Annotated in this window: 20 protein-coding genes; 6 read left to right on the forward strand and 14 right to left on the reverse strand. The window is 64.5% G+C overall.

Annotated features, from left to right (window positions below; genetic code table 11):
• Positions 1 to 73: 73 nt before the first annotated feature.
• The 14 genes from BLR94_RS10500 to BLR94_RS10565 form a co-directional block, all read right to left on the reverse strand.
• Positions 74 to 2,863 (reverse strand): hybrid sensor histidine kinase/response regulator, encoded by a 2,790-nt coding sequence (locus BLR94_RS10500; RefSeq protein WP_084304503.1) that lies wholly within the window; start codon positions 2,861 to 2,863, stop codon positions 74 to 76.
• Positions 2,864 to 3,178: 315 nt separating this feature from the next.
• Positions 3,179 to 4,468, reverse strand: a complete 1,290-nt coding sequence (purD, locus tag BLR94_RS10505; RefSeq protein WP_084304502.1) for a phosphoribosylamine--glycine ligase — start codon at positions 4,466 to 4,468, stop codon at positions 3,179 to 3,181.
• Between the two features lie 198 nt (positions 4,469 to 4,666).
• The gene (purH, locus tag BLR94_RS10510; protein WP_084304501.1) at positions 4,667 to 6,274 is read right to left on the reverse strand and encodes a bifunctional phosphoribosylaminoimidazolecarboxamide formyltransferase/IMP cyclohydrolase; all 1,608 of its coding nucleotides are present in this window, start codon (positions 6,272 to 6,274) and stop codon (positions 4,667 to 4,669) included.
• A gap of 73 nt (positions 6,275 to 6,347) precedes the next feature.
• A complete protein-coding gene (gene fis, locus BLR94_RS10515; protein WP_042554510.1) occupies positions 6,348 to 6,668 on the reverse strand; it encodes a DNA-binding transcriptional regulator Fis in 321 nt (106 codons plus the stop codon).
• Positions 6,665 to 7,663: a tRNA dihydrouridine synthase DusB gene (dusB, locus tag BLR94_RS10520; RefSeq protein ID WP_084304500.1), complete on the reverse strand. Its 999-nt coding sequence runs from the start codon at positions 7,661 to 7,663 to the stop codon at positions 6,665 to 6,667. The genes fis and dusB overlap by 4 nt, the downstream gene beginning before the upstream one ends.
• A 203-nt stretch (positions 7,664 to 7,866) precedes the next feature.
• Positions 7,867 to 9,210, reverse strand: a complete 1,344-nt coding sequence (locus BLR94_RS10525) for a DUF3426 domain-containing protein (RefSeq protein ID WP_084304499.1) — start codon at positions 9,208 to 9,210, stop codon at positions 7,867 to 7,869.
• Between the two features lie 136 nt (positions 9,211 to 9,346).
• Positions 9,347 to 10,225, reverse strand: a complete 879-nt coding sequence (gene prmA, locus BLR94_RS10530; RefSeq protein WP_084304498.1) for a 50S ribosomal protein L11 methyltransferase — start codon at positions 10,223 to 10,225, stop codon at positions 9,347 to 9,349.
• A gap of 95 nt (positions 10,226 to 10,320) precedes the next feature.
• On the reverse strand, positions 10,321 to 11,013 hold the full coding sequence (locus BLR94_RS10535; protein ID WP_084304497.1) for a DUF4272 domain-containing protein: 693 nt from the start codon (positions 11,011 to 11,013) through the stop codon (positions 10,321 to 10,323).
• A gap of 144 nt (positions 11,014 to 11,157) precedes the next feature.
• On the reverse strand, positions 11,158 to 12,513 hold the full coding sequence (gene accC / locus BLR94_RS10540) for an acetyl-CoA carboxylase biotin carboxylase subunit (protein ID WP_084304496.1): 1,356 nt from the start codon (positions 12,511 to 12,513) through the stop codon (positions 11,158 to 11,160).
• A 17-nt stretch (positions 12,514 to 12,530) separates the two neighbouring features.
• Positions 12,531 to 12,983: an acetyl-CoA carboxylase biotin carboxyl carrier protein gene (accB, locus tag BLR94_RS10545; protein WP_084304495.1), complete on the reverse strand. Its 453-nt coding sequence runs from the start codon at positions 12,981 to 12,983 to the stop codon at positions 12,531 to 12,533.
• Between the two features lie 72 nt (positions 12,984 to 13,055).
• Positions 13,056 to 13,505 (reverse strand): type II 3-dehydroquinate dehydratase, encoded by a 450-nt coding sequence (aroQ, locus tag BLR94_RS10550; protein ID WP_084304494.1) that lies wholly within the window; start codon positions 13,503 to 13,505, stop codon positions 13,056 to 13,058.
• Positions 13,506 to 13,625: 120 nt separating this feature from the next.
• Positions 13,626 to 15,395: a protein-disulfide reductase DsbD gene (locus tag BLR94_RS10555; RefSeq protein ID WP_084304493.1), complete on the reverse strand. Its 1,770-nt coding sequence runs from the start codon at positions 15,393 to 15,395 to the stop codon at positions 13,626 to 13,628.
• Positions 15,396 to 15,704: 309 nt separating this feature from the next.
• Positions 15,705 to 17,669, reverse strand: a complete 1,965-nt coding sequence (locus BLR94_RS10560; protein WP_084304492.1) for a methyl-accepting chemotaxis protein — start codon at positions 17,667 to 17,669, stop codon at positions 15,705 to 15,707.
• Between the two features lie 134 nt (positions 17,670 to 17,803).
• The gene (locus BLR94_RS10565; protein ID WP_084304491.1) at positions 17,804 to 19,417 is read right to left on the reverse strand and encodes a GGDEF domain-containing response regulator; all 1,614 of its coding nucleotides are present in this window, start codon (positions 19,415 to 19,417) and stop codon (positions 17,804 to 17,806) included.
• Positions 19,418 to 19,751: 334 nt separating this feature from the next.
• On the opposite strand from BLR94_RS10565, the gene BLR94_RS10570 reads away from it, so the two are divergent.
• The 6 genes from BLR94_RS10570 to BLR94_RS10595 all read left to right on the forward strand — a co-directional run bounded on the left by BLR94_RS10570 (position 19,752) and on the right by BLR94_RS10595 (position 25,021).
• Entirely contained in the window at positions 19,752 to 20,819 is a 1,068-nt protein-coding gene (locus BLR94_RS10570) for a DUF2333 family protein (protein WP_084304490.1), read from the forward strand.
• Positions 20,820 to 20,822: 3 nt separating this feature from the next.
• Positions 20,823 to 21,356, forward strand: coding sequence for an NUDIX hydrolase (locus BLR94_RS10575; RefSeq protein WP_084304489.1), 534 nt, complete (start codon positions 20,823 to 20,825; stop codon positions 21,354 to 21,356).
• Positions 21,357 to 21,492: 136 nt separating this feature from the next.
• Positions 21,493 to 21,864: a translation initiation factor Sui1 gene (locus BLR94_RS10580; protein ID WP_084304488.1), complete on the forward strand. Its 372-nt coding sequence runs from the start codon at positions 21,493 to 21,495 to the stop codon at positions 21,862 to 21,864.
• 131 nt (positions 21,865 to 21,995) lie between these two features.
• Positions 21,996 to 23,909: an arginine decarboxylase gene (gene speA / locus BLR94_RS10585; RefSeq protein WP_084304487.1), complete on the forward strand. Its 1,914-nt coding sequence runs from the start codon at positions 21,996 to 21,998 to the stop codon at positions 23,907 to 23,909.
• A 126-nt stretch (positions 23,910 to 24,035) separates the two neighbouring features.
• Positions 24,036 to 24,455, forward strand: a complete 420-nt coding sequence (locus tag BLR94_RS10590) for a DUF4174 domain-containing protein (RefSeq protein WP_084304486.1) — start codon at positions 24,036 to 24,038, stop codon at positions 24,453 to 24,455.
• Between the two features lie 134 nt (positions 24,456 to 24,589).
• A complete protein-coding gene (locus BLR94_RS10595; protein WP_084304485.1) occupies positions 24,590 to 25,021 on the forward strand; it encodes a carboxymuconolactone decarboxylase family protein in 432 nt (143 codons plus the stop codon).
• The last annotated feature ends 480 nt before the right edge of the window (positions 25,022 to 25,501 follow it).

Here is a 25,501-nt window from a genome sequence, read left to right on the forward strand (position 1 = left end):
GCTTCGTCGGGGCGTGGGCGGTGCTGTCGCGGCGCGCGCAGAGCGCCCTGTCAGCGGGATTCTAGCAGCCCAGTCAGGAGGGCACGGTGTCGTCTTCAGGCTGTGCCTGGCGTTCGCCGACCCAGTACTCTATCAGGTCGCGCAGTTGCGACATCTCCACCGGCTTGGCCATGTGTCCGTCCATGCCGACCAGGCGTGCGCGTTCCTTGTGTTCATTGAGGATGTGCGCGGTGAGCGCCACCACCGGGGTGCGCTGGCGCCGTTCGGCGATTTCCCAGGCACGCAGTTGCTCGGTCGCGGAGAAGCCATCGAGCACTGGCATCTCGCAATCCATCAATACCAGGTCGTAGCGCTGTGTCTTCATCGCGCTGAGGGCTTCTTCGCCATTGCTCGCGGTATCGGGGTGCACGTTGAGCTTGCCGAGCATGCCGCGAATCACCTTGGTGGAAATGCTGTTGTCCTCGGCGACCAGGATGCGGAAGTCCTCGGGTATCACCAGCGCCGAGGTGCCGGCCGCGGGAGGGGCATCCTGGCCGCGCTGACGCTGGGCCAGCTCGTCGGCCAGGGTGGCCTTGAGGGTGTAGCCCGCCACCGGCTTGGCAAGGATGCGCTTGATGCCGGCATTGCGCGCGATGACCTTGCTGGGCGCATGGCTGATGCCGGTGAGCATGACGATCAGGATATCGTTGTTGAGGCTCGGGTCTTCCTTGATCTTGGCGGCCAGCTGCATGCCGCTCATGCCGGGCATGTCCTGATCGAGCAGCACCACGTCGAAGTATTCGCGCATGTGCGCCTTGGTGCGCAGCAGGGCCAGCGCTTCCTTGCCCGACGGCACGCTGCTGACGTTCATGCCCCAGGCATTGCACTGTTGCAGCAGCACCTTGCGGCAGGTGTCGTTGTCGTCCACCACCAGCAGCCGGGTGCCTTGCAGGGTGCCGTCGATGTCGGTGCCCGGTTGTTGCAGGCGGGCGTTGTCCAGCGGCAGGGTCAACCACAGCGTAGAACCCTGGTTGCCGCCGCTCTGGATGCCGAACTCGCCGCCCATCAGGCGGATCAGCTGGCGGGCGATGATCAGTCCCAGGCGACCACCGAGGCGCGTGGCGGAGAGGAAGTCCCGGCTCTGCAGCTCGGTGTTGAGCAGTGCCTCGCGTTCGCTGGCGTTGAGCGGGTGGCCGCTGTCCTGCACGGCGAAGCGCAGGCGCGGCTGCTCGCCACTGGTATCGAGCGCGACCACCAGCAGGATCTCGCCTTCGCTGGTCTGCTTGAAGGCATTGTCGAGCAGGCTCAGCAGGGTCTGGCGCAGGCGGGTCGGGTCACCGCTGACGATCCGCGGCACCTGCGGCTGGATGAAACTGATCAGCTCGATTTTCTGCAACTCGGCCTTGGCGCGGAAGATGTCCAGGCAGTCCTCGGTCAGCGCGTTGAGGTCGAACTGCACGTCATCCAGTTCGATCTGCCCGGACTCCAGCTTGGAAATGTCGAGGATTTCGTTGATCAGGTTGAGCAGCTCGTTACCCGAGCTGTGGATGGTCTGTACGTAGTCACGCTGCTTGGCCGACAGCGGCGTGCCCAGCAGCAGCTCGGTCATGCCCAGTACGCCGTTCATGGGCGTACGGATCTCATGGCTGATCTTGGCCAGGAATTCGGCCTTGGCTTTCAGCTCGGCATCATTGGCGGCCAGCTCGGTACGCGCCCGTGAGGCGGCGCGCTGCAACTGCCGCTGGTGTTCGGCCAGGGCCGCGCTGAGTACCACGCCACTGAGGGTGGCGATGCTGAACACGCCGATGACCAGCCAGCCGGGGTCGAGTTGATCGAAGCCGAACAGCACCGGGATGAACAGCCCGAAGCCGACGTTGAACACCATCATCGCGCCGACGACCAGGCGTGCCGATTGATAGCCGTTGTGCCAGTGCACGCCGCTCACCAGCAATACGCTCAGGGTGCCCAGCAGCACCATCAGGTATACCAGCGCGCTGTACCAGAGCAGGCCGGTGGCCAGGATGGTCAGGCCCAGCCCCAGGGTCAGCAGCGCATGCCCCCGCAGCAGCCAGTTGAGCTTGCTGCGTTGCATGGGCGTGCCGCGGAAGAACGCGAGGGAGAACGATGACAGGCAGAGTGCGGCGATCAATGCACTGATATCGGCGATCAGCGACTGGTTATAGCCCAGGCCCGGCACCCAGACCGCCAGCAGGCCCAGGTTGGCTGCTGCGCAGGCCGCCAGGGCGGCATGCAGGCCTGCCAGCCAGAGGCTGCAGGCCGAACGCGCGTAGGCGAAGCGGAGCAGGTTGTAGAGCACCACCAGCAACAGCGCGCCGAGCAGTGCGCCAAACAGGTAGGCAGGCTTTTCCAGGCTGACCAGCTCGCCCTCGTCGATGACCTTGAACCAGGCCATCAGCGGGTGGTTGGACGTCATCCGCACATAGACTTCCCGCGCCTGCCCGTCGTTGGGCAAGGACATCAGGTAGGCCCGTGAGGGCAGCGGTCGAGAAGCCAGCGGCATCGATTCGCCGGTGTGCACGCTCTGCTCGACCCGGGCGCCTTGCAACAGGTAGTAGTCGAGGCGTTGCACGCGTGGCGCGAACACCCACAACCAGTAGGGAGCCTGGTGTTCGGGGACGTCGAAGCGCAGCCAGACTGCCTGGCTACTTGGCGGGTAGGTGAAGGCGAGATCGTCGAGGGGAAGGAACTGGCTGCGCCGGCTGCGCACGTCGTCGAGATCCATACGGGCGCTTGCGTCGACGAAAACCGACCAGCCGCTTGCGTAGGGCGCCGTGACCCGCTGTGGCGCCGCGCTACCGGACAGACAGACTCCGGCCAGCAGCAAGCTGACGAGTAAACCTATGGCGATCCTGAGCCGTCGCACGTGGCAGTCCCTTTGAGTTTATGCGGCTGGATTATAGCCGGCCGTGGTGGTGCAGACCATGACACTGGGAACCTGCCCACGATCCGCTGCGTGTCGGCCCTGCTGGATTGAAAACGAGTGAAATAGCCGACCAGCCCGACGCGCTTCAGCGCGCCGCGAAGCGCGCAAGGTAGCGCCCGTGAACTCGCCTGTGGCCCAGCACGAGGTCGCCAGCAGGCTCAGCCTGTCATGCTGACAGCCAGGGCCTGTCGATGACCGATGAACCGCGGGGTATTGCCGACAGGCGGCATCGATTGCCGCCGCCGTCTTGTTACATCAGTTTTCGCCACGCTCGCGGGCGATCGCGCGATAGCCGATATCGTTGCGATGGAACATGCCGTTCCAGCGAATCTTCTCGGCCAGGCGGTAAGCCTGTTTCTGGGCATCGGCGACGCTGGCGCCGATGGCCGTCGCGCAGAGCACGCGGCCGCCGGCGGTGACCACCTGGCCCTCTTTCAGCGTGGTACCGGCGTGGAACACCTTGCCGTCGAGCGCAGCGGCCTCAATCAACCCGGTGATCACGTCACCCTTGGCATAGTCGCCCGGGTAACCGCCTGCAGCCAGCACCACGCCGACCGTCGGACGTGGATCCCAGCGTGCTTCGACCTTGTCCAGCGCTTTGGCCAGCGCGGCCTCGACCAGCAGCACCAGGGATGACTCCAGGCGCACCATGATCGGCTGGGTTTCCGGGTCACCGAAGCGACAGTTGAATTCGATGACCTTGGGCTTGCCGGCCTTGTCGATCATCAGGCCGGCGTACAAGAAGCCGGTGTAGACGTTGCCTTCAGCCGCCATACCGCGCACGGTCGGGTAGATGACTTCGTCCATCACGCGCTGGTGGACGTCGGCGGTAACCACCGGCGCGGGCGAGTAGGCGCCCATGCCGCCGGTGTTCGGGCCGCTGTCGGCGTCGCCAACGCGCTTGTGGTCCTGGCTGGTGGCCATCGGCAGCACGTTCTCGCCGTCGACCATGACGATGAAGCTGGCCTCCTCGCCGTCGAGGAATTCCTCGATCACCACCCGCGAACCGGCTTCGCCAAAGGCATTGCCGGCGAGCATGTCGCGCACGGCGTCTTCGGCTTCCTGCAGGGTCATGGCGACGATAACGCCCTTGCCGGCTGCCAGGCCGTCGGCCTTGATCACGATTGGCGCGCCTTTCTCGCGCAGGTAGGCCAGGGCAGGCTCCACGTCGGTGAAGTTCTGGTAGTCGGCGGTGGGGATGTTCTGGCGCGCCAGGAAATCCTTGGTGAAGGCCTTCGAGCCTTCCAGCTGGGCGGCTGCGGCGGTGGGGCCGAAGATATCCAGCTTGCGGGTACGGAACAGATCGACCACGCCTTTGACCAGCGGCGCTTCCGGGCCGACGATGGTCAGTTGTACGTTATGCTCGGCGAAATCGGCCAGCGCCTGGATATCCAGCACGTCGATGGCGACGTTCTCGCACTTGGCTTCGCTGGCGGTGCCGGCGTTGCCCGGGGCGACGAATACTTTCTCGACGCGCTTGTCCTGCGCCACTTTCCAGGCCAGGGCGTGTTCACGACCGCCACTGCCGATGATCAATACGTTCATGCTTCTCTCCCAATGGAGGCGGGCCTTGAGCCCGCACGGTGGATAAGCGAAGCGTTATCCACCCTACGAATTCCGAGGCCGCGATGAAGCCGGTAGATGCTAGGCGCCCTGGGTTTCGACAAGCGGAGTTGCCTAGTGGCAATGAGCATTGGCGAAACCCGGGGCAACGACGCAGATGCCGGTTTCAGTGCGGCCGATTTAGTGCCTGAAGTGGCGCATGCCGGTGAACACCATGGCAATGCCCGCTTCGTCGGCGGCGGCGATCACTTCGTTGTCGCGCATCGAACCGCCCGGCTGGATCACCGCGGTGATGCCGGCCTTGGCAGCGTTGTCGATGCCGTCACGGAACGGGAAGAAAGCGTCGGAGGCCATTACCGCGCCCGGCACCGGCAGGCCGGCGTGCTCGGCCTTGATGGCGGCGATGCGCGCGGAATTGACGCGGCTCATCTGGCCGGCGCCGACGCCGACGGTCTGGCGATTCTTGGCGTAGACGATGGCGTTGGATTTGACGAACTTGGCCACTTTCCAGGCGAAGATCAGGTCATGCACTTCCTGCTCGCTGGGTGCGCGCCGGGTGACGATCTTCAGGTCATCGGCAGTGATCATGCCGATATCGCGGCTCTGCACCAGCAGGCCACCGTTGACCCGTTTGTAGTCCCAGCCAGCAGCGCGCTCGGCCGGCCATTCGCCGCACTCGAGCAGACGCACGTTGGCCTTGGCGGCGACCACTTCACGGGCCGCGGCGCTGATTTTCGGGGCGATGATCACTTCGACGAACTGGCGTTCGACGATGGCCGTGGCGGTTTCGCCATCCAGCTCCCGGTTGAAGGCGATGATGCCGCCGAATGCCGACTCGGTGTCGGTGGCGTAGGCCAGGTCATAGGCCTTGCGGATACCGCCTTCGTTTTCCGGCACCACGGCAACGCCGCAGGGGTTGGCGTGCTTGACGATCACGCAGGCCGGCTTGACGAAGCTCTTCACGCATTCCAGCGCCGCATCGGTGTCGGCCACGTTGTTGAACGACAGTTCCTTGCCCTGCAATTGCACGGCGGTGGAAATGCTCGCTTCACCCTTCGCCGCTTCGACGTAGAACGCCGCGCTTTGGTGCGGGTTCTCGCCGTAGCGCATTTCCTGGGCCTTGACGAACTGGCTGTTGAAGGTACGCGGGAACTGGCCGCGGTCGGCTGTCGACAGGGTGTCGCGGCTCTGCTCGATGGTGCCCAGGTAGTTGGCGATCATGCCGTCGTAGGCAGCGGTGTGTTCGAAGGCCTTGAGGGCCAGGTCGAAGCGCTGGGCGTAGCTCAGGCCACCGGCCTTCAGGGACTCGACGATACCGGCGTAGTCGCAGGCATTGACCACGATGGCCACGTCCTTGTGGTTCTTGGCCGCGGAGCGGACCATGGTCGGGCCACCGATATCGATGTTCTCGATGGCGTCGGCCAGCTCACAGCCAGGCTTGGCCACGGTGGCGGCGAAGGGGTACAGGTTGACTGCCACCAGGTCGATCGGCTTGATGCCGTGCTCGTCCATCACCGCACCATCGATGGCGCGACGGCCAAGGATGCCACCGTGGATTTTCGGATGCAGGGTCTTCACCCGGCCGTCCATCATCTCCGGGAAACCGGTGTAGTCGGCCACTTCCACTGCCGCCACGCCATTGTCCTTGAGCAGCTTGTAGGTGCCCCCGGTGGAGAGGATTTCCACGTCGAGGGCGACGAGTTCGCGGGCGAATTCGAGGACGCCGGTCTTGTCGGACACGCTGATCAGCGCACGGCGGACGGGGAGGCGGGTGGTCTGGTCGGTCATTTCAGAGTCCATCAGAGCGGAGTATTAGCAAAAAAGGCGGCCTGCTGGAGCCGCCCTTTTCGGGAATTCAGGGTCAGAGCAGGTCGTACTGCTTGAGCTTCTTGCGCAGGGTGCCGCGGTTCAGGCCGAGCAGCTCGGAGGCTTTGGTCTGGTTACCCTTCACGTAGTTCATGACGGTTTCCAGCAGAGGGGCTTCAACTTCGGTGAGCACCAGATTGTAGACGTCGGTGACGTCCGCACCTTCGAGGTGGGCGAAGTAGTTGTGCAGGGCTTTCTCGACACTGCCGCGCAGGGTCTGGCCTTCTTCGCTCGGCGTGTTGAGGTGCTGTTTCAAGCTGGCGTTGTCGCTCACGGGTGCAATCCCACTTCCTAAAGTCTCGTTCAACATTGTCATGCGGCCACCCCTTCGTCGTCGTTATAGCGATCACCGAAGAACTGGCGAACGCTTGCACACTGCGCCTCCTGGCTGTCCAGACGATTGAACTCGGCTCGGAACTCACGGGCGCCGGGTAGCGTCGCGAGGTACCAGCCCACGTGCTTGCGGGCGATGCGCACACCCATCACATCGCCATAGAAGGCGTGGAGGGCGGCCAGGTGCTCGAGCAGGATGCGTTCAATTTCGGTCAGCGCCGGGGCGGGGCAATGGGCACCGGTGCGCAGGTAATGCTCTATTTCTCTGAAAATCCATGGGCGCCCTTGGGCGGCCCTGCCGATCAGCAGGCCATCTGCAGCGGTGGCGGCCAGCACGTGGGCGGCCTTTTCCGGTGAGTCGATATCGCCATTGGCCAATACCGGGATGGACACTGCCTGCTTGATAGCGGCGATGGTGTCGTATTCCGCTTCGCCGGTGTACAGGTCGGCGCGGGTGCGGCCGTGTACGGCGAGGGCGACGATGCCGCATTGTTCGGCGATACGCGCCACGTCTACACCGTTCTTGTTCTGTCTGTCCCAGCCGGTGCGGATCTTCAGCGTGACCGGGACGTCTACTGCGGCTACCACGGCCTTGAGGATCGCTTGCACCAGTGGCTGATCCTTGAGCAGGGCGGAGCCGGCAGCCTTGTTGCAGACCTTCTTGGCCGGGCAGCCCATGTTGATATCGATGATCTGCGCACCCAGTTGCACGTTGGCCCTGGCCGCCTCGGCGAGCATCTGCGGGTCCCCGCCGGCGATCTGCACGGAGCGTGGCTCCAGGTCGCCGCTGTGGATCATGCGCAGGCTCGACTTGCGCGTATTCCACAGGCGCACATCGCTGGTGACCATCTCCGACACCACCATGCCGGCGCCAAGGCGGCGGCACAGCTGTCGGAACGGCTGATCGGTGACGCCGGCCATGGGGGCCAGGATCAGTCGATTGGGCAATGTGTAGGGGCCGATGCTTAGCGCCGACATAGGGCTTCCCTGCTCAAGAGACGTGCTGTTGAGGCCAGTAGGAGAGTGCGAAAAAGGGTGGAGATCATACCCGCTCTGAATGACCGGATAAAGGTGGTTCTGAACAAAATCTGAACAGTTGACCTGTGGTCTGCGGTCGCGTCGCCCGATTGCCGCGTTGCAGAAAGGCTGCCCTGTGGCAGCCGTCCATCGGCTGGCTGTGGCTACTCCGGGGAGTGGAAGTTGAGGCTGTAATTCACCGCCCGAGCGCCGGGGTCGAGGATATCGAGGGCGATATGGATCGGCGTTTGCGGCGGCATTTCCGCCTGGCCGGCCAGTTCGCCCGCCAGGTATTCGCTGGGCTTGAAGCGACGGCTGGCGATCAGTTGGCCATTCAGATCCGCGAAACGCATCTCCAGCAGCGGAAAGGGCTGGGAGAACGGGGCGCGGTTGTAGAGGATCGCGTCGACCACCAGCGCACCGCTGAATTCCGGGTGGCTGCGAACCACCAGGTTGCTGCTCTTGATCTGCTCGATATCGACTTTGGACGGCAGGGTACAGCCGATCGTCGGGCAGACCCGCTCGAACCAGGGGCGGTACTGATCCTGGCGGGCCAGCTCGGCGTAATGGTAGATCACGTACTGACCGGCCAACGCACTGGCGGCCAGCAGGTTCAGCAGGCCCCAGCCGAACCAGCGCCCCCATGGTTTGCGTGGCGGGCGCCAATCCAGCTGCAGCGGTTCTTCCTGCAGCTCGAACAGCGCATCGTCTCGCAGGTTGGGTTCGCTGCGCGGACGCGCCCGCTGGGGCTGTTTGTTCCGCTGTGCGTGTGCCTCGTGCGGGGCGTCGGCCTTGTGCTCGGCCCCGAGGTCGGCTGGCTCGTCATCGCGCTGCGCGCTGAGGCTGAAGGTCGGCTCGGCGTCTGCGCGTGTCGGGCTGCGCTTGCCTGGGGGGGGCATCAGGTCGCGGATGCCGGGCGTACTTGGGATCGGAGGCACGTCGTCGAGGGCTTGCGGACGGGGCGCTGGGGGCTGACCGAAGTCCGTGGACAAAGGCGCCGGTCGCTCGCCCTGTGGTTCGGGCTTCGCTTCAGCGGCGGGAGGGTCGTCGCGCAACAGGGCTTCGGTCCAGCGCTCGTCTTCAGGCGGTTCGTCGTCCTCGGCCTGCTCGAAGCCTGGCGCCCTGGCTGATGCCGGATCGAGTTCGAGGAACTGGCGAGACAACTGCTGTTCCTGAGCTTCGAGCTTGGCCAGCTCTTCGTCCAGATCCAGGTCATCGAGGTCGAGGTCGTCGTGAATCCACAGGGTTTCATCGTCGGGCTTGGCTGCTGTCGCCTCGGCCGCGACGCTCGGTGCGGGTGCGGGTGCGGGTGCGGGTGCGGGTGCGGGAGGCGCGACTGTGCGCATGTCGGGAATGTGGTGGCCCTGCTCGCGCAGTTGGCGTGCCGCATTGAAGACTTGCAGGCAGGCGCCGCAGCGCACCGATCCCTGGGCAATACCGAGCTGTGCCAGGTTCACGCGGAAGCTGGTACTGCAGTTTGGACATTGGGTGACGAAACTTTCGGTCATGCGCAATCCGGCGGCCGCGTGGCGGCAAAAACGGGCGGTTAGTCTAACTCAACTGCCGTGAGGCAGCGGTGGGTGCCCGAGGCCTGGATTGACCAGAGGCGTAAACGAGGACGCAGTGGCAATGCCCTCGTCCTGATCAACGGCGCACACCGCTGATGCGCACCCAGCCGTCCTGCGTCGCGGTCGGGTCGAGCAGGAAGTCGGCCTCGTAGGCGGCGCGCACGTCCTCGGCCTGTTCGGCGAGGATACCCGACAGGGCCAGGCGGCCACCGCTTTTCACCAGGCCGGTGATCTGTGGCGCCAGGCTGACCAGCGGGCCGGCGAGGATGTTGGCCACCACGACGTCCGCTGGCTGCTGAGGCAGGTCGCCCGGCAGGTAGAGCGGGAAGCGCTCCTCGGCGATGCCGTTGCGCCCGGCATTGTCGCGGGAGGCCTCCAGGGCCTGGGGATCGATGTCGGTGCCGACAGCCCGCGGCGCGCCGAGCAACAGGGCGGCGATGGCCAGGATGCCCGAGCCGCAGCCGAAGTCCAGCACGTCGCAGCCGTCCAGCGTCTGGCCGTCGAGCCATTGCAGGCACAGCGAGGTGGTCGGGTGGGTACCGGTGCCGAAGGCCAGGCCGGGATCGAGCAGCAGGTTGACGGCCTCCGGTTCGGGGGCCTCGTGCCAGCTAGGCACTATCCACAGGCGCTGGCCGAAGCGCATCGGGGCGAAGCCGTCCATCCAGCTGCGCTCCCAGTCCTGGTCGGCAATCGCCTCGACGTGATACTCGGGCAATTCGCCCCCGGTCAACAGCTGCAGATGGGTGACCAGGGCCTCGGCATCGGTGTCCGCTTCGAACAGCGCCAGCAGGTGGGTATTGCTCCACAGTGGCGTGGTGCCCAGGTCCGGCTCGAAAATCGGCTGATCCTCGGCATCCATGAAGGTCACCGATACCGCGCCGACTTCCAGCAGGGCATCTTCATAGGTGGGGGCCTGTTCCGGGGTGATGGCGAGGCGCAGTTGTAGCCAGGGCATGTGAAGCTCCGGTTGGCGCGGCCCCGGGTGGTTCGTTCGGGGCGGCAGGGTGAAGCGGGCGTACCCGCGTGGGGCGCCCGAATGGGCGGGCCTGCTCAGGTGCTGACGTCGGGATTGTCCCAGTCGTCCTGGCCATCGCTGTCGATGAGCCAGTTTAAGGCGGCATGGCGTTCCATGACCACGCTGGCGTTGAGGCCGGCGGGCATGGGTGCCTGTTTCAGGCGCGCGTCCACGCAGGCCCAGTGATAGCGGTAAATCAGATCGGCCTCGTCGAGCAGGGTCGGCACGTCGCGCAGCCGTACCTGACCCATGAACGAGGCGAAATCGGCATGCTGGGACACGGCCTGGATGGCGAAGTCGCAATCGATGGCATGGTCGGGAAAGTCCAGTTCCTTCACCACGCCAAGAGCCCAGAGCAGCACCCAGTAGGCTTCGTACTTCCACACCATGTTGACGACATCCTGCTCGCCACCCTCGTTGCCGAGGATGCGCACTTCGTTGGGCGTCAACTGATCGATGCCGTACTGCGCCAGCAATTCCTGGCACCACTGCGCTGTTTCCGGCGTGTATTGCTCGGCCTGGCGGTCGCAGGCGGCCTGGATGGCGACAAGGCAGGCAATCGCCCGGCTGGCGATTGCCTCGGCGCTGCGCACGCGCACTTCGGCCGCATCCTCGATCATCGGCAGGTGCTCGATGTAGGGCACACCGGCTTTCTTGAGGCGGGCGATGGACGCATCCTTGCGTGCCTGCGGGGTCAGTGCCGTGCTGCGGCGGAAAAACCAGTTCATGTCGCCATCCTCGGGGTCTGTTGCCGTCTCGGTGCAAGCCGCAAGGCCGCGGCGCTATGGCGCTGCAACGGCTGCAGGCGGCAAATGGGGAAACGCAAAGGGAGCGGCCTTGGCCACTCCCTTTGGTCACTGCTCAGGAGGCGATCAGTGCTTATCCATACCCAGTTTCTTTTCCAGGTAATGGATATTCACGCCACCTTCGCAGAAGCCCTTGTCCACCACCAGGTTGCGGTGCAGCGGAACGTTGGTCTTGATGCCATCGACGACGATTTCTTCCAGGGCATTGCGCATGCGGGCCATGGCTTCGTCGCGGGTGGTGCCGTAGGTGATCAGCTTGCCGATCAGCGAGTCGTAGTTCGGCGGTACCGAATACCCGCTGTACAGGTGCGAATCGACGCGCACGCCGAAGCCCCCTGGCGCGTGGAAGTGCTTCACCTTGCCAGGGCAGGGCATGAAGTTATCCGGGTCTTCGGCGTTGATGCGGCACTCCAGGGCATGGCCGAGGAGCTTCACGTCTTCCTGCTTGTACGACAGTTTGTTGCCAGCGGCGATGCTGAGCATCTCCTTGACGATGTCGATACCGGTGACCATCTCGGTGACCGGGTGCTCGACCTGCACCCGGGTATTCATCTCGATGAAGTAGAAGCGGCCGTCTTCGTAGAGGAACTCGAAGGTACCGGCACCGCGGTAGCCGATCTCGATGCAGGCATCGACGCAACGCTGCAGCACTTCGGCACGGGCCTTCTCGTCGATCAGCGGCGCCGGCGCCTCTTCCAGCACCTTCTGGTGACGGCGCTGCAAGGAGCAGTCGCGGTCGTAAAGGTGGATGGCGTTGCCCTGTCCATCGGACAGCACCTGGACTTCCACGTGACGCGGATTGCCGAGGAACTTCTCCAGGTAGACCATCGGGTTGCCGAATACCGAACCGGCTTCGCTGCGGGTCAGGCGGGCCGACTTGATCAGGTCTTCTTCTTTCCAGACCACGCGCATGCCGCGACCACCGCCGCCGCCAGCGGCCTTGATGATCACCGGGTAGCCGACTTCGCGGGCAATGGCCAGAGCCGTGGCATCGTCTTCCGGCAGCGGGCCGTCGGAACCTGGGACCACCGGTACGCCGGCCTTGATCATGGCGTGCTTGGCCGAGACCTTGTCGCCCATCAGGCGGATGGTATCGGCTTTCGGGCCGATGAAGGCGAAACCGGAGTTTTCCACCTGCTCGGCGAAGTCGGCGTTTTCCGCGAGGAAGCCGTAGCCAGGGTGGATGGCTGTGGCACCGGTGACTTCCGCGGCGCTGATGATCGCCGGGATATTCAGGTACGACAGGTTGCCCGGTGCCGGGCCGATGCAGACCGATTCGTCGGCCAGGGCCAGGTGCATCAGTTCGCGGTCGGCGGTGGAGTGCACCGCGACGGTCTTGATGCCCAGCTCTTTACAGGCACGCAGGATGCGCAGGGCGATCTCGCCGCGGTTGGCGATCAGAACTTTTTCCAGCTTCTGCATTACGGGTTCCCCGTGCATCAGACGATGGTGAACAGCGGTTGATCGTATTCCACCGGCTGGCCGTTCTCGCCGAGGATGGATTCGATCGTGCCGCTGGTTTCGGCCTCGATGTGGTTCATCATCTTCATCGCCTCGACGATGCAGAGGATGTCGCCTTTCTTCACGACCTGCCCGACTTCAACGAAGTTGCCAGAGGTTGGCGAAGCGGCGCGGTAGAAGGTACCGACCATCGGCGAACGGACGACGGTGCCGTTCAGCTTGGCAGCGGCCGGCGCGGCGGCTTCGGCAGCGGCAACCGGAGCGGCTGCGGCCACTGGTGCAGGGGCTGGCGCGTAGCTGGGCTGGACGTAGGCCGGCTGCTTGCCATGACGGCTGATGCGTACGGACTCTTCGCCTTCCTTGATTTCCAGTTCGTCGATGCCGGACTCTTCCAGCAGCTCGATCAGTTTTTTGACTTTGCGAATATCCATAGGTGTTCAACTCCCAGTCTGGTCAGGGTCGTTCAAGTTGTGCGAATGAACCGCCGCATCATGGCGCCGGTTTCAGGTGTTTTTGCTCGCCAGGTTTTCCAGGGCCGCCTCGAGGGCCAGCCGATAACCGCTGGCGCCGAGACCGCAGATCACGCCTACCGCCACGTCGGAGAAGTAGGAGTGATGCCGGAACGGCTCGCGCTTGTGCACGTTGGAGAGGTGCACTTCGATGAATGGGATGCTCACCGCCAGCAACGCGTCACGTAATGCGACGCTGGTGTGGGTGAAGGCGGCCGGGTTGATGAGGATGAAGTCGACGCCTTCGCCTTTGGCAGCATGGATGCGCTCGATCAGCTCGTACTCGGCATTGCTCTGCAGGTGCAGCAGATGATGGCCGGCCTCGCGGGCACGTTGCTCCAGGTCGAGATTGATCTGCTCGAGGGTCGTGGCGCCATAGGTGCCGGGCTCTCGGCTACCGAGCAGGTTCAAATTGGGGCCGTGCAAAACCAGTAGGGTCGACATCAAGCGGGCTTCCTTCTTTTTAGCTGCGCGGACTCTGCCAGAAGTGCCGTGGGGCTGTCCAGTTTTCGGGAGTAGTCAGCACGATCCATGCAGGGTTGGCCGGATATGTGACCGAACTGCTCAGAAACGTTCTCGTGCCTGCGTCAGGCGCCCGGAAAACGCCTTGGCATCGATCTCGCCGACCACGCGCAGGTCGTGCAATTCCTGGCCCTTGCCGTCGAACAGCTGAATCGCCGGAGGACCGAACAACTGGTAACGGTCGAGCAACGCCCGTTGGGCAGCGGTGCTGTCGGTCATGTCGAACCGCAGCAAGTGATAGTCAGCCAGTTGCGGGCCGACCTGGGGCGAATTGAACACCTCGCGCTCGATCTTCTTGCAACTGATGCACCAGTCGGCATACCAGTCGAGCAGCAGCGGTTGACCTGCGTCCTTGGCCTGGGCCAGGGCCGCATCCAGCTCGGCCGGGGTACTGACGGTCTGCCAGCTGCCAGCTGTCGCGCTGTTCTGCTGGGCGCCCGGCAAGCTGCTGCCCAGCGGTCGCAGCGGGTCGTCGTGGCCTTGCAGAGCGCCTGTCCAGGCTGCCAGGGCGTAGACCAGCAGAACCAGGCCGGCGAGCTGAGCCAGTTTGCCCCGCGAGGTCTTGGGCGTGAATTCCAGAGCGCCGAGAAACAGCGCCACGCCCGCGGCCAGCAGGCCCCAGAGGGCCAGCGACAGGTTAGCGGGCAGCACTCGTTCCAGCAGCCACACCGAGACCGCCAGCAGCATCACGCCGAAGGCGTTGCGCACGGCGACCATCCAGGTACCGGATTTGGGCAGCAAGGCGCCGCCGCCTGCGGCGAAGATCACCAGCGGCGTGCCCATGCCCAAACCGAGCGCGAACAGTTGCAGCGCGCCACCCACGGCATCGCCGGTGCTGCTGATATAGAGCAGCAGGGCGGTGAACGGCGCGGTGATACAGGGGGAGACGATCAGGCTGGAAAGCACCCCCAGGGTCGCCGCGCCGGCCAGTGTGCCGCCCTGGGTCTGTGCGGCCTTGCGGTCCAGGCGCTCACGAATGGAGGCCGGCAGACGCAGTTCGAAGACACCGAACATGGCCACCGCGAACAGCGCGAAGAACAGCGCGAATGGCACCAGAACCCAGGGGGATTGCAGCATGGCCTGCAGGTTGAGCTTGGCGCCGAACAGCCCCATCAGGGCACCGAGTGCGGCATAGCAGGCCGCCATCGGCAGCACGTAGGCCAGCGACAGCGCCAGCCCGCGGCCCCTGCTCGGGCGGCCGCGCAAGACCACGCCGGAGAGGATCGGCAGCATGGGCAGTACGCAGGGCGTGAAGGTCAACGTCAGGCCTGCGGCGAACATCAATGCCAGATCGACCCAGCTCCAACCTGCCTTCGTCGGCCCCGCTACGCCGGTCGAGCCTGCAACGCCGCCGTTGATGGCCAGCGTCTCGGTTTCCGGTGGATAGCACAGGCCCTTGTCGGCGCAGCCCTGGTAAGTGACGGCGAGGTTGAGCGGTTGGTTGGCCGGGTTGTCGAGCGGCACGTCGACATCCAGTACCTCGTAGAACACCTGCACGTCACCGAAATACTCGTCGGTCTTGTGCAGGCCATCCGGCAGTTGCACGGGGGCGCCGGCCAGTGCGACGGGCTCGACCTTGAACTTGAACTGGTGGCGATACAGGTAGTAGCCCTCGGCCGCGACGAAGCGCAGGGTCGCCGAGGTTGACGAACTGCTCACCAGGCTGAGCTTGAAGGCTTCGCGCACGGGCAGGAAATCGGCACTGTTGTTCAGCGCCTGGCCGAGCGGTGCGGCATTCGGGCGGCTATCGAAAACGCCGGCGCTGGCAGGCAAGACGACCAGCAACAGCAACAGGCAGAGGAAACGTGGCATGGGTATCTCGTGAGGCATTGATCGCGCCATGATAGCGGAGCCGGCGATGCATGCCACGTCGTGTGCTGTAAGTGGCGATCGTGCTGGCCGGACGATGCCTGCCTTGGCGGATGGCCGTGCGGCATAAGGCCGCGTAGGTGGCAGGTTCGTGGCGATAGCGGTCATTTGTAAGGTGGACCGGGGCGCGTAGCCGACGCTTCACCTACACGGCCCGACCCGTCCACCGCTCTGCGATCGCGATGGTGGATGAAAAGAGCGTCAGCTACGCGCCCCGATCCACCCTACGGCTGCTTCCGCCTTTTTCTTCGCCTATACCCGGAAGGCCTGCACTGCCTGGTTCAGTTGCCCGCTCAGGGCCTGCAGTTCGCCGCTCTGTTCGCGGCCCTGGCTGATGCGCTGCAGGTTGTCGCCACCCAGTTGGTGGATGCGTTCGCTGTGGTCGCGAATCTCGCTGACCGCGCCGCTCTGGTAGGCCGTGGCATCGGCGATGCGCTCGGCCATACTGGCGATGGTACGGATGGCGCTGACGATTTCGTCCAGGGCACCATCGGCCGTGCGGGCCTGGTTGGCGGTGGACTGGGCGTGTTCGACCTGGCTGCGCATCGCCACCAGCGAGCCGTTGGCGGCGGTCTGCAGGCGGCCTATCACGTCCTGGATCTGCGTGGTAGCGGCGCTGGTGCGTAGCGACAGCGTGCGTACTTCATCCGCCACCACGGCGAAGCCCCGGCCGGCCTCGCCCGCGCGGGCGGCTTCGATGGCGGCATTGAGGGCGAGCAGGTTGGTCTGTTCGGCAATGCTGTGGATTACCGTCAGCACACTGCCGATGGTGCCGGTCTCTTCGGCCAGGCGCTCGATGGCCTGGGCGTTGCCCTGTACTTCCTCGACCAGCGCGTGCAGGCCGGTCAGGCTGCTGCCGATGACCCGCTGGCTCTGGGCCAGGGCGCGGTCGGCATCACGGCTGGCGGTGGCGGTCTGGCTGGCGTCCCCGGCGACCTGAAGGATGGTCGCTTCCAGTTCGCCGAGGGCGTCGCGGATCTGCGCGGTATCGCTGGCCTGGCGTTCGGCGCCGCCGTGCAGGCCACCACTGAGGTCGGCCAGGGTGCGGCTGGAGGCCGAGACCTGGCCAGCATGCCGGTGGATGGTGCCGACCAGGTCGACCAGATAGGCGCGCAGGCGGTTCAACGATTCCTCGATGTCACGCAGCTCGCGGGTGTTGGTGGCCAGGTGGATGTCGCGGCTGAAATCACCGGCGGCCCAGGCCGAGAGGGCCGGCACCAGTCGCTCGAGCAGGCGGGCGAGGCGCCGTTGCAGGGTGTCGATGATCAACGCGATGAGCAGGATCAGGGCGACCATGGCGCCGAGGATCAGGCGCACCTCGCCCTGGATGCGGCCATGCTCGGCGCGCACCTGGGGTTCCAGGGTGGTGAACGACTGTTGCACCGCATCCAGTCGCGCGCGGGTCGCATCGGCCAGTTGGGTACGCTGTTCGATCAGCGCACGGGTACGCGCCAGTTCTCCCGGGTAGCGCGCGAGCAGGCTATTGAGCTCCCGTTTCAGGACGATGCCGCGATCTTGCGCCTCGCTCTCCTGGCTGTCGCTGTCCAGGCCCATCAGTGAGGCGAAGGCGTTACCGCCCGATGCCGCTTCATCGGTGAGGCCGAGCAGTGCCAGGCCATCGATGGCTTTCGCCAGCGCCTGCAGCGACTGCACTTCACGTTCCACGTCCGCGGCCAGCTCGCTGCGTCCGCTGCTGACCAGCTTGTCGCGGGCCAGGGCCAGGCGGGCGAGGTGCTGGGCCGCCTCGAACAGCGGCAGGCGATAGGCTTGTACTGCTTCACCCTGGCCCTCGTCGGCGTACCTGGCGATGTTCGACAAGGCATCGGCCATCTCCCTCTCCGCCTGGATCAGCAGGCCCTGGGGATCCCCGGACAGTTTTCCGGCCGCGAGCAGTTGTTCGCTGGCGAAGGTCTTCAGTTCGGTGAGGCTATGGCCGAGATCGGCCGCCAGATCGGCAGGCAACTGGGCCACGTTCTGCTGCAAGTCATCGAGACTCTGCAGGGCAGCGCTGTGGCGCAGCGCGTCACCGCTTTCCAGGTAGCCGGTAACGTTCTGCGCAACCTCGCGCTGGAAGTGCTGGGAAAGGCCCAGGTACTGCTCCATCAGCCGGTAGGGGCGTTCCGATGCCCGCTGTGACCACCCCAGCGTGCAGGCCAGGGCGATACCGACCCCGACCAGCAGCAGGGTATTGAGGTTGGTGAGCGATTTCAGGCGCATGGAACTCGACCGACGACCAGGGTAATGGCACTGCGCCATGCAGTGCAGCGTGTCGGTACGTTATGGCGTATGCATGACAGGCGTATGACGCTGTGGGAAAGCGTCAAGCCAGGCCATGGGGTGGATCCGTTGCCTCAGTCGCAAACTTCCACACAATTGCGGCCACTGTGCTTGGCGCGGTAGAGGGCGTCGTCGGCACGCTGCGACAGGTGCCTGCTGTCCAGATCGTCCCGCAGTTCGGCGATGCCGCAGCTGAAGGTGCAACTGAGGTCGTGGGGCTGGGCGGGATAATGGATTTCGGCAAAGCGCTGACGGACTTCGTCGAGCACCTTGGCAGCCGTGCCTGCGTCTGTATTGGGCATTACCACGGCGAACTCCTCGCCACCATAGCGGCCGATGCAGTCGCTCTTGCGCAGCCGCTGCTTGAGGAACAGCGCCAGGCTCTTGATCACCCGGTCGCCCATGGGGTGGCCATAGTTGTCGTTGACCTTCTTGAAATAGTCGATATCGAGCATGGCGAAGCTCAGCGACTGGCCGTCACGCTGGGCGCGGAAGCGGGCATCCTCGAGCAACTGCAGGATGTGGGTGTGGTTGAACAGGCCGGTGAGGCTGTCGCGCACCATGCGCGCCTTGAGGTTGCGGGCGCGGTCGGCGCGATTGCGTACCGTGGCGATCAGATGGCGCGGTTTGATGGGCTTGGTCAGGAAGTCGTCGCCGCCTTCGCTCATGGCGTCGAGTTGCTTGTCGAGATCGTCCTCCGCGGACAGGTAGATGATCGGCACGCTGACATAGCGGTCGTTGTGACGGATCACCTTGGCCAGCTCGGTGCCGCTGCAGGCGGGCATGTACATGTCGAGGATGATCAGGTCCGGCTGGAATTCCGCCAGTTCGGCCATGGCCTGGATTGGCTCGGTCAGGGTGCGGGTGACGATGCCGGCACTGTTGAGCACCCGTTCGGTGTGCGTGGCCTGGGCACGGGAGTCGTCGACGATCAGCACGCGGTACGGTTCGTACTGCAGGACATGGGTCAGCACCTCGATACGCTCCAGCAGCCGAGAGGCATCCAGGGTGCCGGTGAAGAACTCGCGCCCGCCTGCGCGTACGGCCGCCAGGCGGGTCGGTGTGTCGGTATCCTCGTGGCTGTAGAACAGCAACGGAATCTTCTCCTGCAGCCCTTCCTGGACGTCTTGGGCCAGCACCAGGCCATTGCCGCAGCCGGCGAAGTCTATCTCCATCAGGATGGCTGCCGGGTGACGTTCGAGCATGGCGGCGCGAAAGGCGTTGGCGGTATCCAGCGGCTTGGCGTTCATGCCGAAGAACTCCAGTTGCTGCGCCAGCCGCTCGGCACGCTCCAGGTGCTGTAGTGCCAGGTAGACCGGCTTGCGCAGCGGCGGAAGGGTGGTCTGTTCGAAGCGGTCGCCATGGCGCAGGCCGGTACGCGACAGGCGCTGCATCAACTGGTTGAGCTCACTGATGACGTCACTGTTGAGGCGCCCCCGATTGGCATCCACGGCACCCAGGCAGGCGACGATGCGCTGCGCCAGGTCGCGGTGCTCGGCCTGCTCGAAGCGCTCGGCGTAGCGCTGCAACAGTTGCGCGGCTTCGTGCAGCTCCTGCATGCCGAGATCGTTCCACTCGGCACGTTGCAGGCGTTGCCAGACCTCCAGCACCTGACGGGCCTGGTGGATGACGCGCTGGGCAAAGTGCTGCTTGAGCCGGTCGCGGCTGGGGTCTTCATGCTCGTTCATGGGGTATCAATCTGTGAGTGGCGGCGAATCGCTGCCCGTGGTGGCGTCATGATATCACTTGGTGGTTGTATTGACATTATTCTGGCGTCAAAATTGTGAGTTATCCCGCATTTCATGCTTTAGACCGACCCGCCATCAATGGGGATGGTTCCGAGGGGGCCTGGCATCGCTTGTCACGTCGTGAACAGGTCGTTGCGCTGCGCAGCGAAGCAGCCTTCCCCTATAGTGAGCAGCGTAGGCTCGATGCAAGCTGCCTGGGATGCAAGTATTAGCGCAACCCTGCCATCGGCCTGTGGTCGAAGCCCTGTACGTCGCAGATCAAAGGATAACCGCCATGCTCGATTGGAAGAACCGCACCTCCGGCACACGCAGTGCCGACGATGGCGCTACCGCTGGATCACACCGTCGCGTCGGTGGTCGGCTCGGTGGCGTGATCGTCGGTGTGCTGGCTGTCTACCTGCTGGTGGCACTGGTTGTCGGCTGGTACTGGAGCCAGGAGCCTGACATGTTCCCGGTACAGCAGCGCGTCCAGGCTGCTGCCCAAAGCAGCCAGCGCCAGGTGGTCAACGGCTACACCTCGGTGGAAACGCTCAAGCAGGTCGCCGAAACGCTGCTCGACAAGCGCGGCGGTTTTCTCTCCAACGATTTGGCTCCCCCGGGGCTGTGGCTCGACAACATGCCGAGCTGGGAGTATGGCGTGCTCGTGCAGGTGCGTGACTTCTCCCGCGCGCTGCGCAAGGACTTCGCCCGTTCCCAGTCGCAGTCCACCGAGGATGGTGACCTGGCGCGAGCCGAACCACGCTTCAACTTCGACCATCGCAGCTGGGCGCTGCCAGCCGCCGAATCGGAATACCGTGATGGCATCAAGTCCCTGGATCGCTATCTGGCCCGACTGTCCGAGCCCGGCCAGAGTGGTGCGCGCTTCTATACCCGTGCCGATAACCTGAACAACTGGTTCGGCGACGTCGCCACCCGCCTCGGCTCGCTGTCGCAGCGGCTGTCGGCCAGTGTCGGCCAGGTCCGCCTGAACACCGAGATCACCGAGACCACCCAACTGGCGGAGGGCCAGGTGCCCGAGGTCACCGAGCGCAGCTACGAGACGCCCTGGTTGCAGATCGACAACGTGTTCTACGAGGCGCGCGGGCAGGCCTGGGCGCTGTCGCACCTGTTGCGCGCCGTCGAGGTTGACTTCGCCGATGTACTGGCGAAGAAGAACGCCACCGTCAGCGTGCGGCAGATCATCCGCGAACTGGAGGCCGCTCAGGCCACGCTGTGGAGCCCTATGGTCCTCAATGGCAGTGGCTACGGCATCCTCGCCAACCACTCGCTGGTGATGGCCAACTACATCTCCCGCGCCAACGCCGCGGTGATCGACCTGCGCCAGTTGCTCTCCCAGGGCTGATCGGTGGCGGGTAGCGATACCGAGGTGGCGCATCGCGCCGCCTCGGATGCCGAGCTGGTTGCCTGGGTCGACGAGCAGGATCGAGTGCTGGGCGCCTTGCCCCGTGCCGAACTGCGCAGACGCGGTCTGATCGGACGCGGCACGTTCATTCTGCTGTTCAATCCTGCCGGTGAGCTGTGCGTGCACCGGCGCACCCTGAGCAAGGCGGTGTATCCCGGTTACTGGGACGTGGCGGCTGGCGGCATGGTCGCGGCAGGCGAAAGCTACCTGGCCTCGGCCGAGCGCGAGCTGGCGGAGGAATTGGGTATCGGCGATGCCGTACTGCGCGAGCATGGGCGGTTCTTTTTCGACCAGCCGGATAATCGCATCTGGTGCGCGGTTTTTTCCGCGGTGTCCGATGCACCGTTGCTGCTGCAGCCTGAAGAAGTGCTCGAAGCGCGCTTCATGACAGTTGCGGCGGCGCAGTTCGACGCTCAGAGCAAGCCCTACTGCCCCGACTCGCTGCTGGCCCTGCAGCACTATCTCGCCAAGCGATAGCGCAGCCATTCGGGCGATACGCACTGTTGCCCAGGCGTGAGTCGCCAATCCATCAGGGGGTGGCGCATTTCGGTTGTTAGCAGAGGCCGCCTTTGTCGTTACACTGCGCCGCTCCCATCCACTGAGGAAAAACGCGGTGGCCAAGAAAGCTGCTTCATTCGCCGGGCTCGGCGGCCTGGTGTATTCCACGGACGCCGGCCGGCATTGCCCGGGTTGCGGGCAGCCCGTGGACGCCTGCAGCTGTTCGCGCATGGCGATTCCGGAAGGCGATGGCATTGCCCGGGTGCGCCGTGAGACCAAGGGCCGTGGTGGCAAGACGGTGACCACCGTCAGCGGTGTGCCGTTGGCCGAAGAGCCGCTCAAGGAACTGGCCTCGGCGTTGAAGAAGCGCTGCGGCTGTGGTGGCGCCCTGAAGGACGGGGTGATCGAAATCCAGGGCGAGCATGTCGAGCTGTTGCTCGGCGAGTTGCTCAAGCGAGGCTTCAAGGCCAAGAAATCCGGCGGCTGAGTGCCGCCGGCAGGTCGCTACACTTACCGATAGCCGGGCCGCTGCGTTGCCGGGCAATCGTCATTTTCAGGCTCTATGCTCGCTCGGTTGCCTACGACAGCATCAGCCCATCCGCTACAGGGGAGACCTCGATGGCTGCACGACGTACACGCAAGGACGATGGAAGCCAATGGACGGTGGCTGACAGCCGCAGTGTCTATGGCATCCGCCATTGGGGCGCGGGTTATTTCTCGATCAACGATGCAGGCCGTGTGGAAGTCCGCCCCAACGGGCCGGACAGCACGCCCATCGACCTTTATGAGCAGGTCGACGAGTTGCGCCAGAGCGGCCTGTCGTTGCCGTTGCTGGTGCGCTTCCCGGACATCCTGCAAGACCGCGTGCGCAAGCTGACCGGCGCTTTCGACGCCAGTATCGCGCGCCTGGAGTACGGCAACCGTTACACCGCGCTGTATCCGATCAAGGTCAACCAGCAGGAGGCGGTGGTGGAGAACATCATCGCCACCGAGAACGTCTCCATCGGCCTGGAGGCCGGCTCCAAGCCCGAGCTGCTGGCGGTGCTGGCCCTGGCGCCGAAGGGCGGCACCATCGTCTGCAACGGCTACAAGGACCGCGAGTTCATCCGCCTGGCGTTGATCGGCCAGAAACTCGGCCATAACGTGTTCATCGTCATCGAGAAGGAGTCGGAAGTTTCCCTGGTGATCGAAGAGGCCGCCGAGCTCAAGGTCGCGCCGCAGATCGGTCTGCGCGTGCGCCTGTCGTCCCTGGCATCCTCCAAGTGGGCCGACACCGGTGGCGAGAAGTCCAAGTTCGGTCTCTCCGCAGCGCAGCTGCTGTCGGTGGTCGAGCGCTTCCGCAAGGCCGGGCTGGATCAGGGCATCCGCCTGCTGCATTTCCATATGGGCTCGCAGATCGCCAACATCGCCGACTACCGCAAGGGCTTCCGGGAGGCCATCCGCTACTACGGTGAGCTGCGCGCGCTCGGCTTGCCGGTCGATCATATCGACGTGGGCGGTGGCCTGGGTGTGGACTACGATGGTACCCACTCGCGCAACGCCAGCTCCATCAACTACGACATGGAAGACTATGCCGATGCGGTAGTCGACATGCTCAAGGAGTTCTGCGACCGCCAGGAAATCCCCCACCCGCACATCTTTTCGGAAAGCGGCCGGGCGATGACCGCGCACCACGCCTTGCTGCTGGTGCAGGTGACCGACGTCGAGCGGCACAACGACGACGTGCCGGATATCGACCGCAGCATCGAGCAGCCGGAAGTGCTGCAGGTGCTGATCGACCTGCTCGACGACAGCGACCCGGAAATGGTCGCCGAAACCTACTGGCGTGCCACGCACTATGTCAGCGAGGCCGCCGGGCAATACTCCGCCGGCAAGCTCGACCTGCCGCAGAAGGCCCTCGCCGAGCAGTGCTACTTCTCCATCTGCCGGCGCCTGTACAACCAGTTGAAGGCGCGCCAGCGTTCGCACCGTCAGGTGCTCGACGAGCTCAACGACAAGCTGGCCGACAAGTACATCTGCAACTTCTCGGTGTTCCAGAGCCTGCCGGACACCTGGGCCATCGGCCAGATCCTGCCGATCCTGCCGCTCAATCGCCTGGACGAAGAGCCGCTGCGCCGCGCCGTGCTGCAGGACCTGACCTGCGACTCGGATGGCAAGATAAACCAGTACGTCGACGAGCAGTCCATCGAGACCAGCCTCCCGGTGCACGAGCTGCGCGAGGGCGAGGACTACGTGCTGGGCATCTTCCTGGTCGGTGCCTATCAGGAGATCCTCGGCGACATGCACAACCTGTTCGGTGATACCGATTCGGTGAACATCTACCAGAATGCCGATGGCAGCATCTACCACGCGGGCATCGAAACCCACGACACCATCGAGGACATGCTGCGCTACGTGCACCTGTCGCCCGAGGAGTTGATGACCCACTACCGCGACAAGGTGGCCAGCGCCAGGATCAATGCCCGTGAACGCACCCAGTTCCTCGATGCCCTGCGCTTGGGCCTGACGCGTTCCTCGTACCTGTCCTACTGAGCAGCGGGCGTCGCCGGCGCTCGTGTGCCAGCGACGCGCCAGTGGCCGTAGTGGGGAACTGGCTGGTGGTCAGCTGTTCGCTTTCCGACGCCCGGGTTTCGACCACCTGTACCAGGAGACATCGCGATGAAAGCCATTCTGATCCTGTTACTTGCGACGCTCGCCTTCACCGCTCACGCCACGGACAACCCGCTGCAGGCCGAGTTGTGGAAAACCCGGCCGCTGATCCTGCTCGCCGACGATGCGGACGATCCATTGCTCGTCCGGGTGCGTGAGGCGTTGGCGCAGCCTGCCAACCGCGAAGCGTTCGCCGAGCGCGACATGGTGCTCTACACCGTGGTTGGCAGAGCGGGGCAACGCAACGACCAGCCCCTCGATCCCATCGCCACCAGGCGCCTGTTGCTGGCGCTGGATGCCGGCAACCGGCGCCCGCAGCTCATTCTGCTCGGCAAGGACGGCGGCAAGAAAATCCAGCAAGGCGCCGATGCGGACTTGCGGGTGATCTTCGCGGCCATCGACCGGATGCCGATGCGCCAGGGCGAATGATGGACCACTGATTTTCAGTGGTCTTGGCTCTACAGATCGTGCCTGCCCCCTCTAAGATAGCGTCCAGTGTCGCAGGGGACGCCGCCATTTCCAGCCTCGCATTATCCTTTCAACCTGCCTCACGGAGATTACCCATGAGCACCCTGCGCCTGCCCTACAGCCAGCTTTCACCCGACGCTTACAAAGGCCTGCTGGCAACCAAGAACGCCCTGGCCGCCAGCAGCCTGGGATTGCCCCTGATCGAACTGGTGTACCTGCGGATTTCGCAGATCAATGGCTGCGCATTCTGTCTGGAAATGCACGCCAGGGCGCTGCGCCAAGGTGGTACCACGCAGGTCAAGCTGGACAGTCTGGCCGGTTGGCGTATCAGTCCGCACTTCAGCGATGCCGAGCGAGCGGCACTGGCCTGGGCCGAGTCGCTGACCGACATCGCACAGACTCACGCGCCGGATGAGCGCTTCGATCCGCTCAAGGCGCATTTCGACGATGCGCAGATCAGCGACCTGACCTTCGCCATCTCGCTGATGAACGCCTTCAATCGGCTGGCGATCGGGATGCGCCAGTAGCCCGCAGGCGCTAAAAGGCAAAGGCGGTCATTTGTAGGGTGGACGACGCTTCACCTACGCGGCCCGATCTGTCCACCGCTCTGCGATCGCGATGGTGGATGAGAAAGAGCGTCAGCTACGCGCCCCGATCCACCCTTGTATCTCGACTACTGCCTCACGAGAGGCGATAGTTCCCGACTGATCATCGGGGGAGGAGCTGCAAGCTGTGTCCACCCTTAAGCCTCGAGCTTGCGACGTAGATTGCGCTGCGCTCCTCCACACTCATCCTGATAAGTCCGAACGGTATCCAGAGCCTCGAGCTCGCATCAGCAAGGCTGGACGGATGCAGTGACGATCAGACTGAAAGAGGAGAAGACCATGTCTGTAGTCGGAATCGACATCGCTAAACACTCATTCGACATTGCCACGGTGCAGGCAAACGGCAAGCACCGCACTAAGGGCAAGCTCGCCAATGACCCGGCAGGGTTCGAGGCCCTGCAG

It is taken from the genome of Phytopseudomonas flavescens (genome assembly GCF_900100535.1).
Classification (GTDB): domain Bacteria; phylum Pseudomonadota; class Gammaproteobacteria; order Pseudomonadales; family Pseudomonadaceae; genus Aquipseudomonas; species Aquipseudomonas flavescens.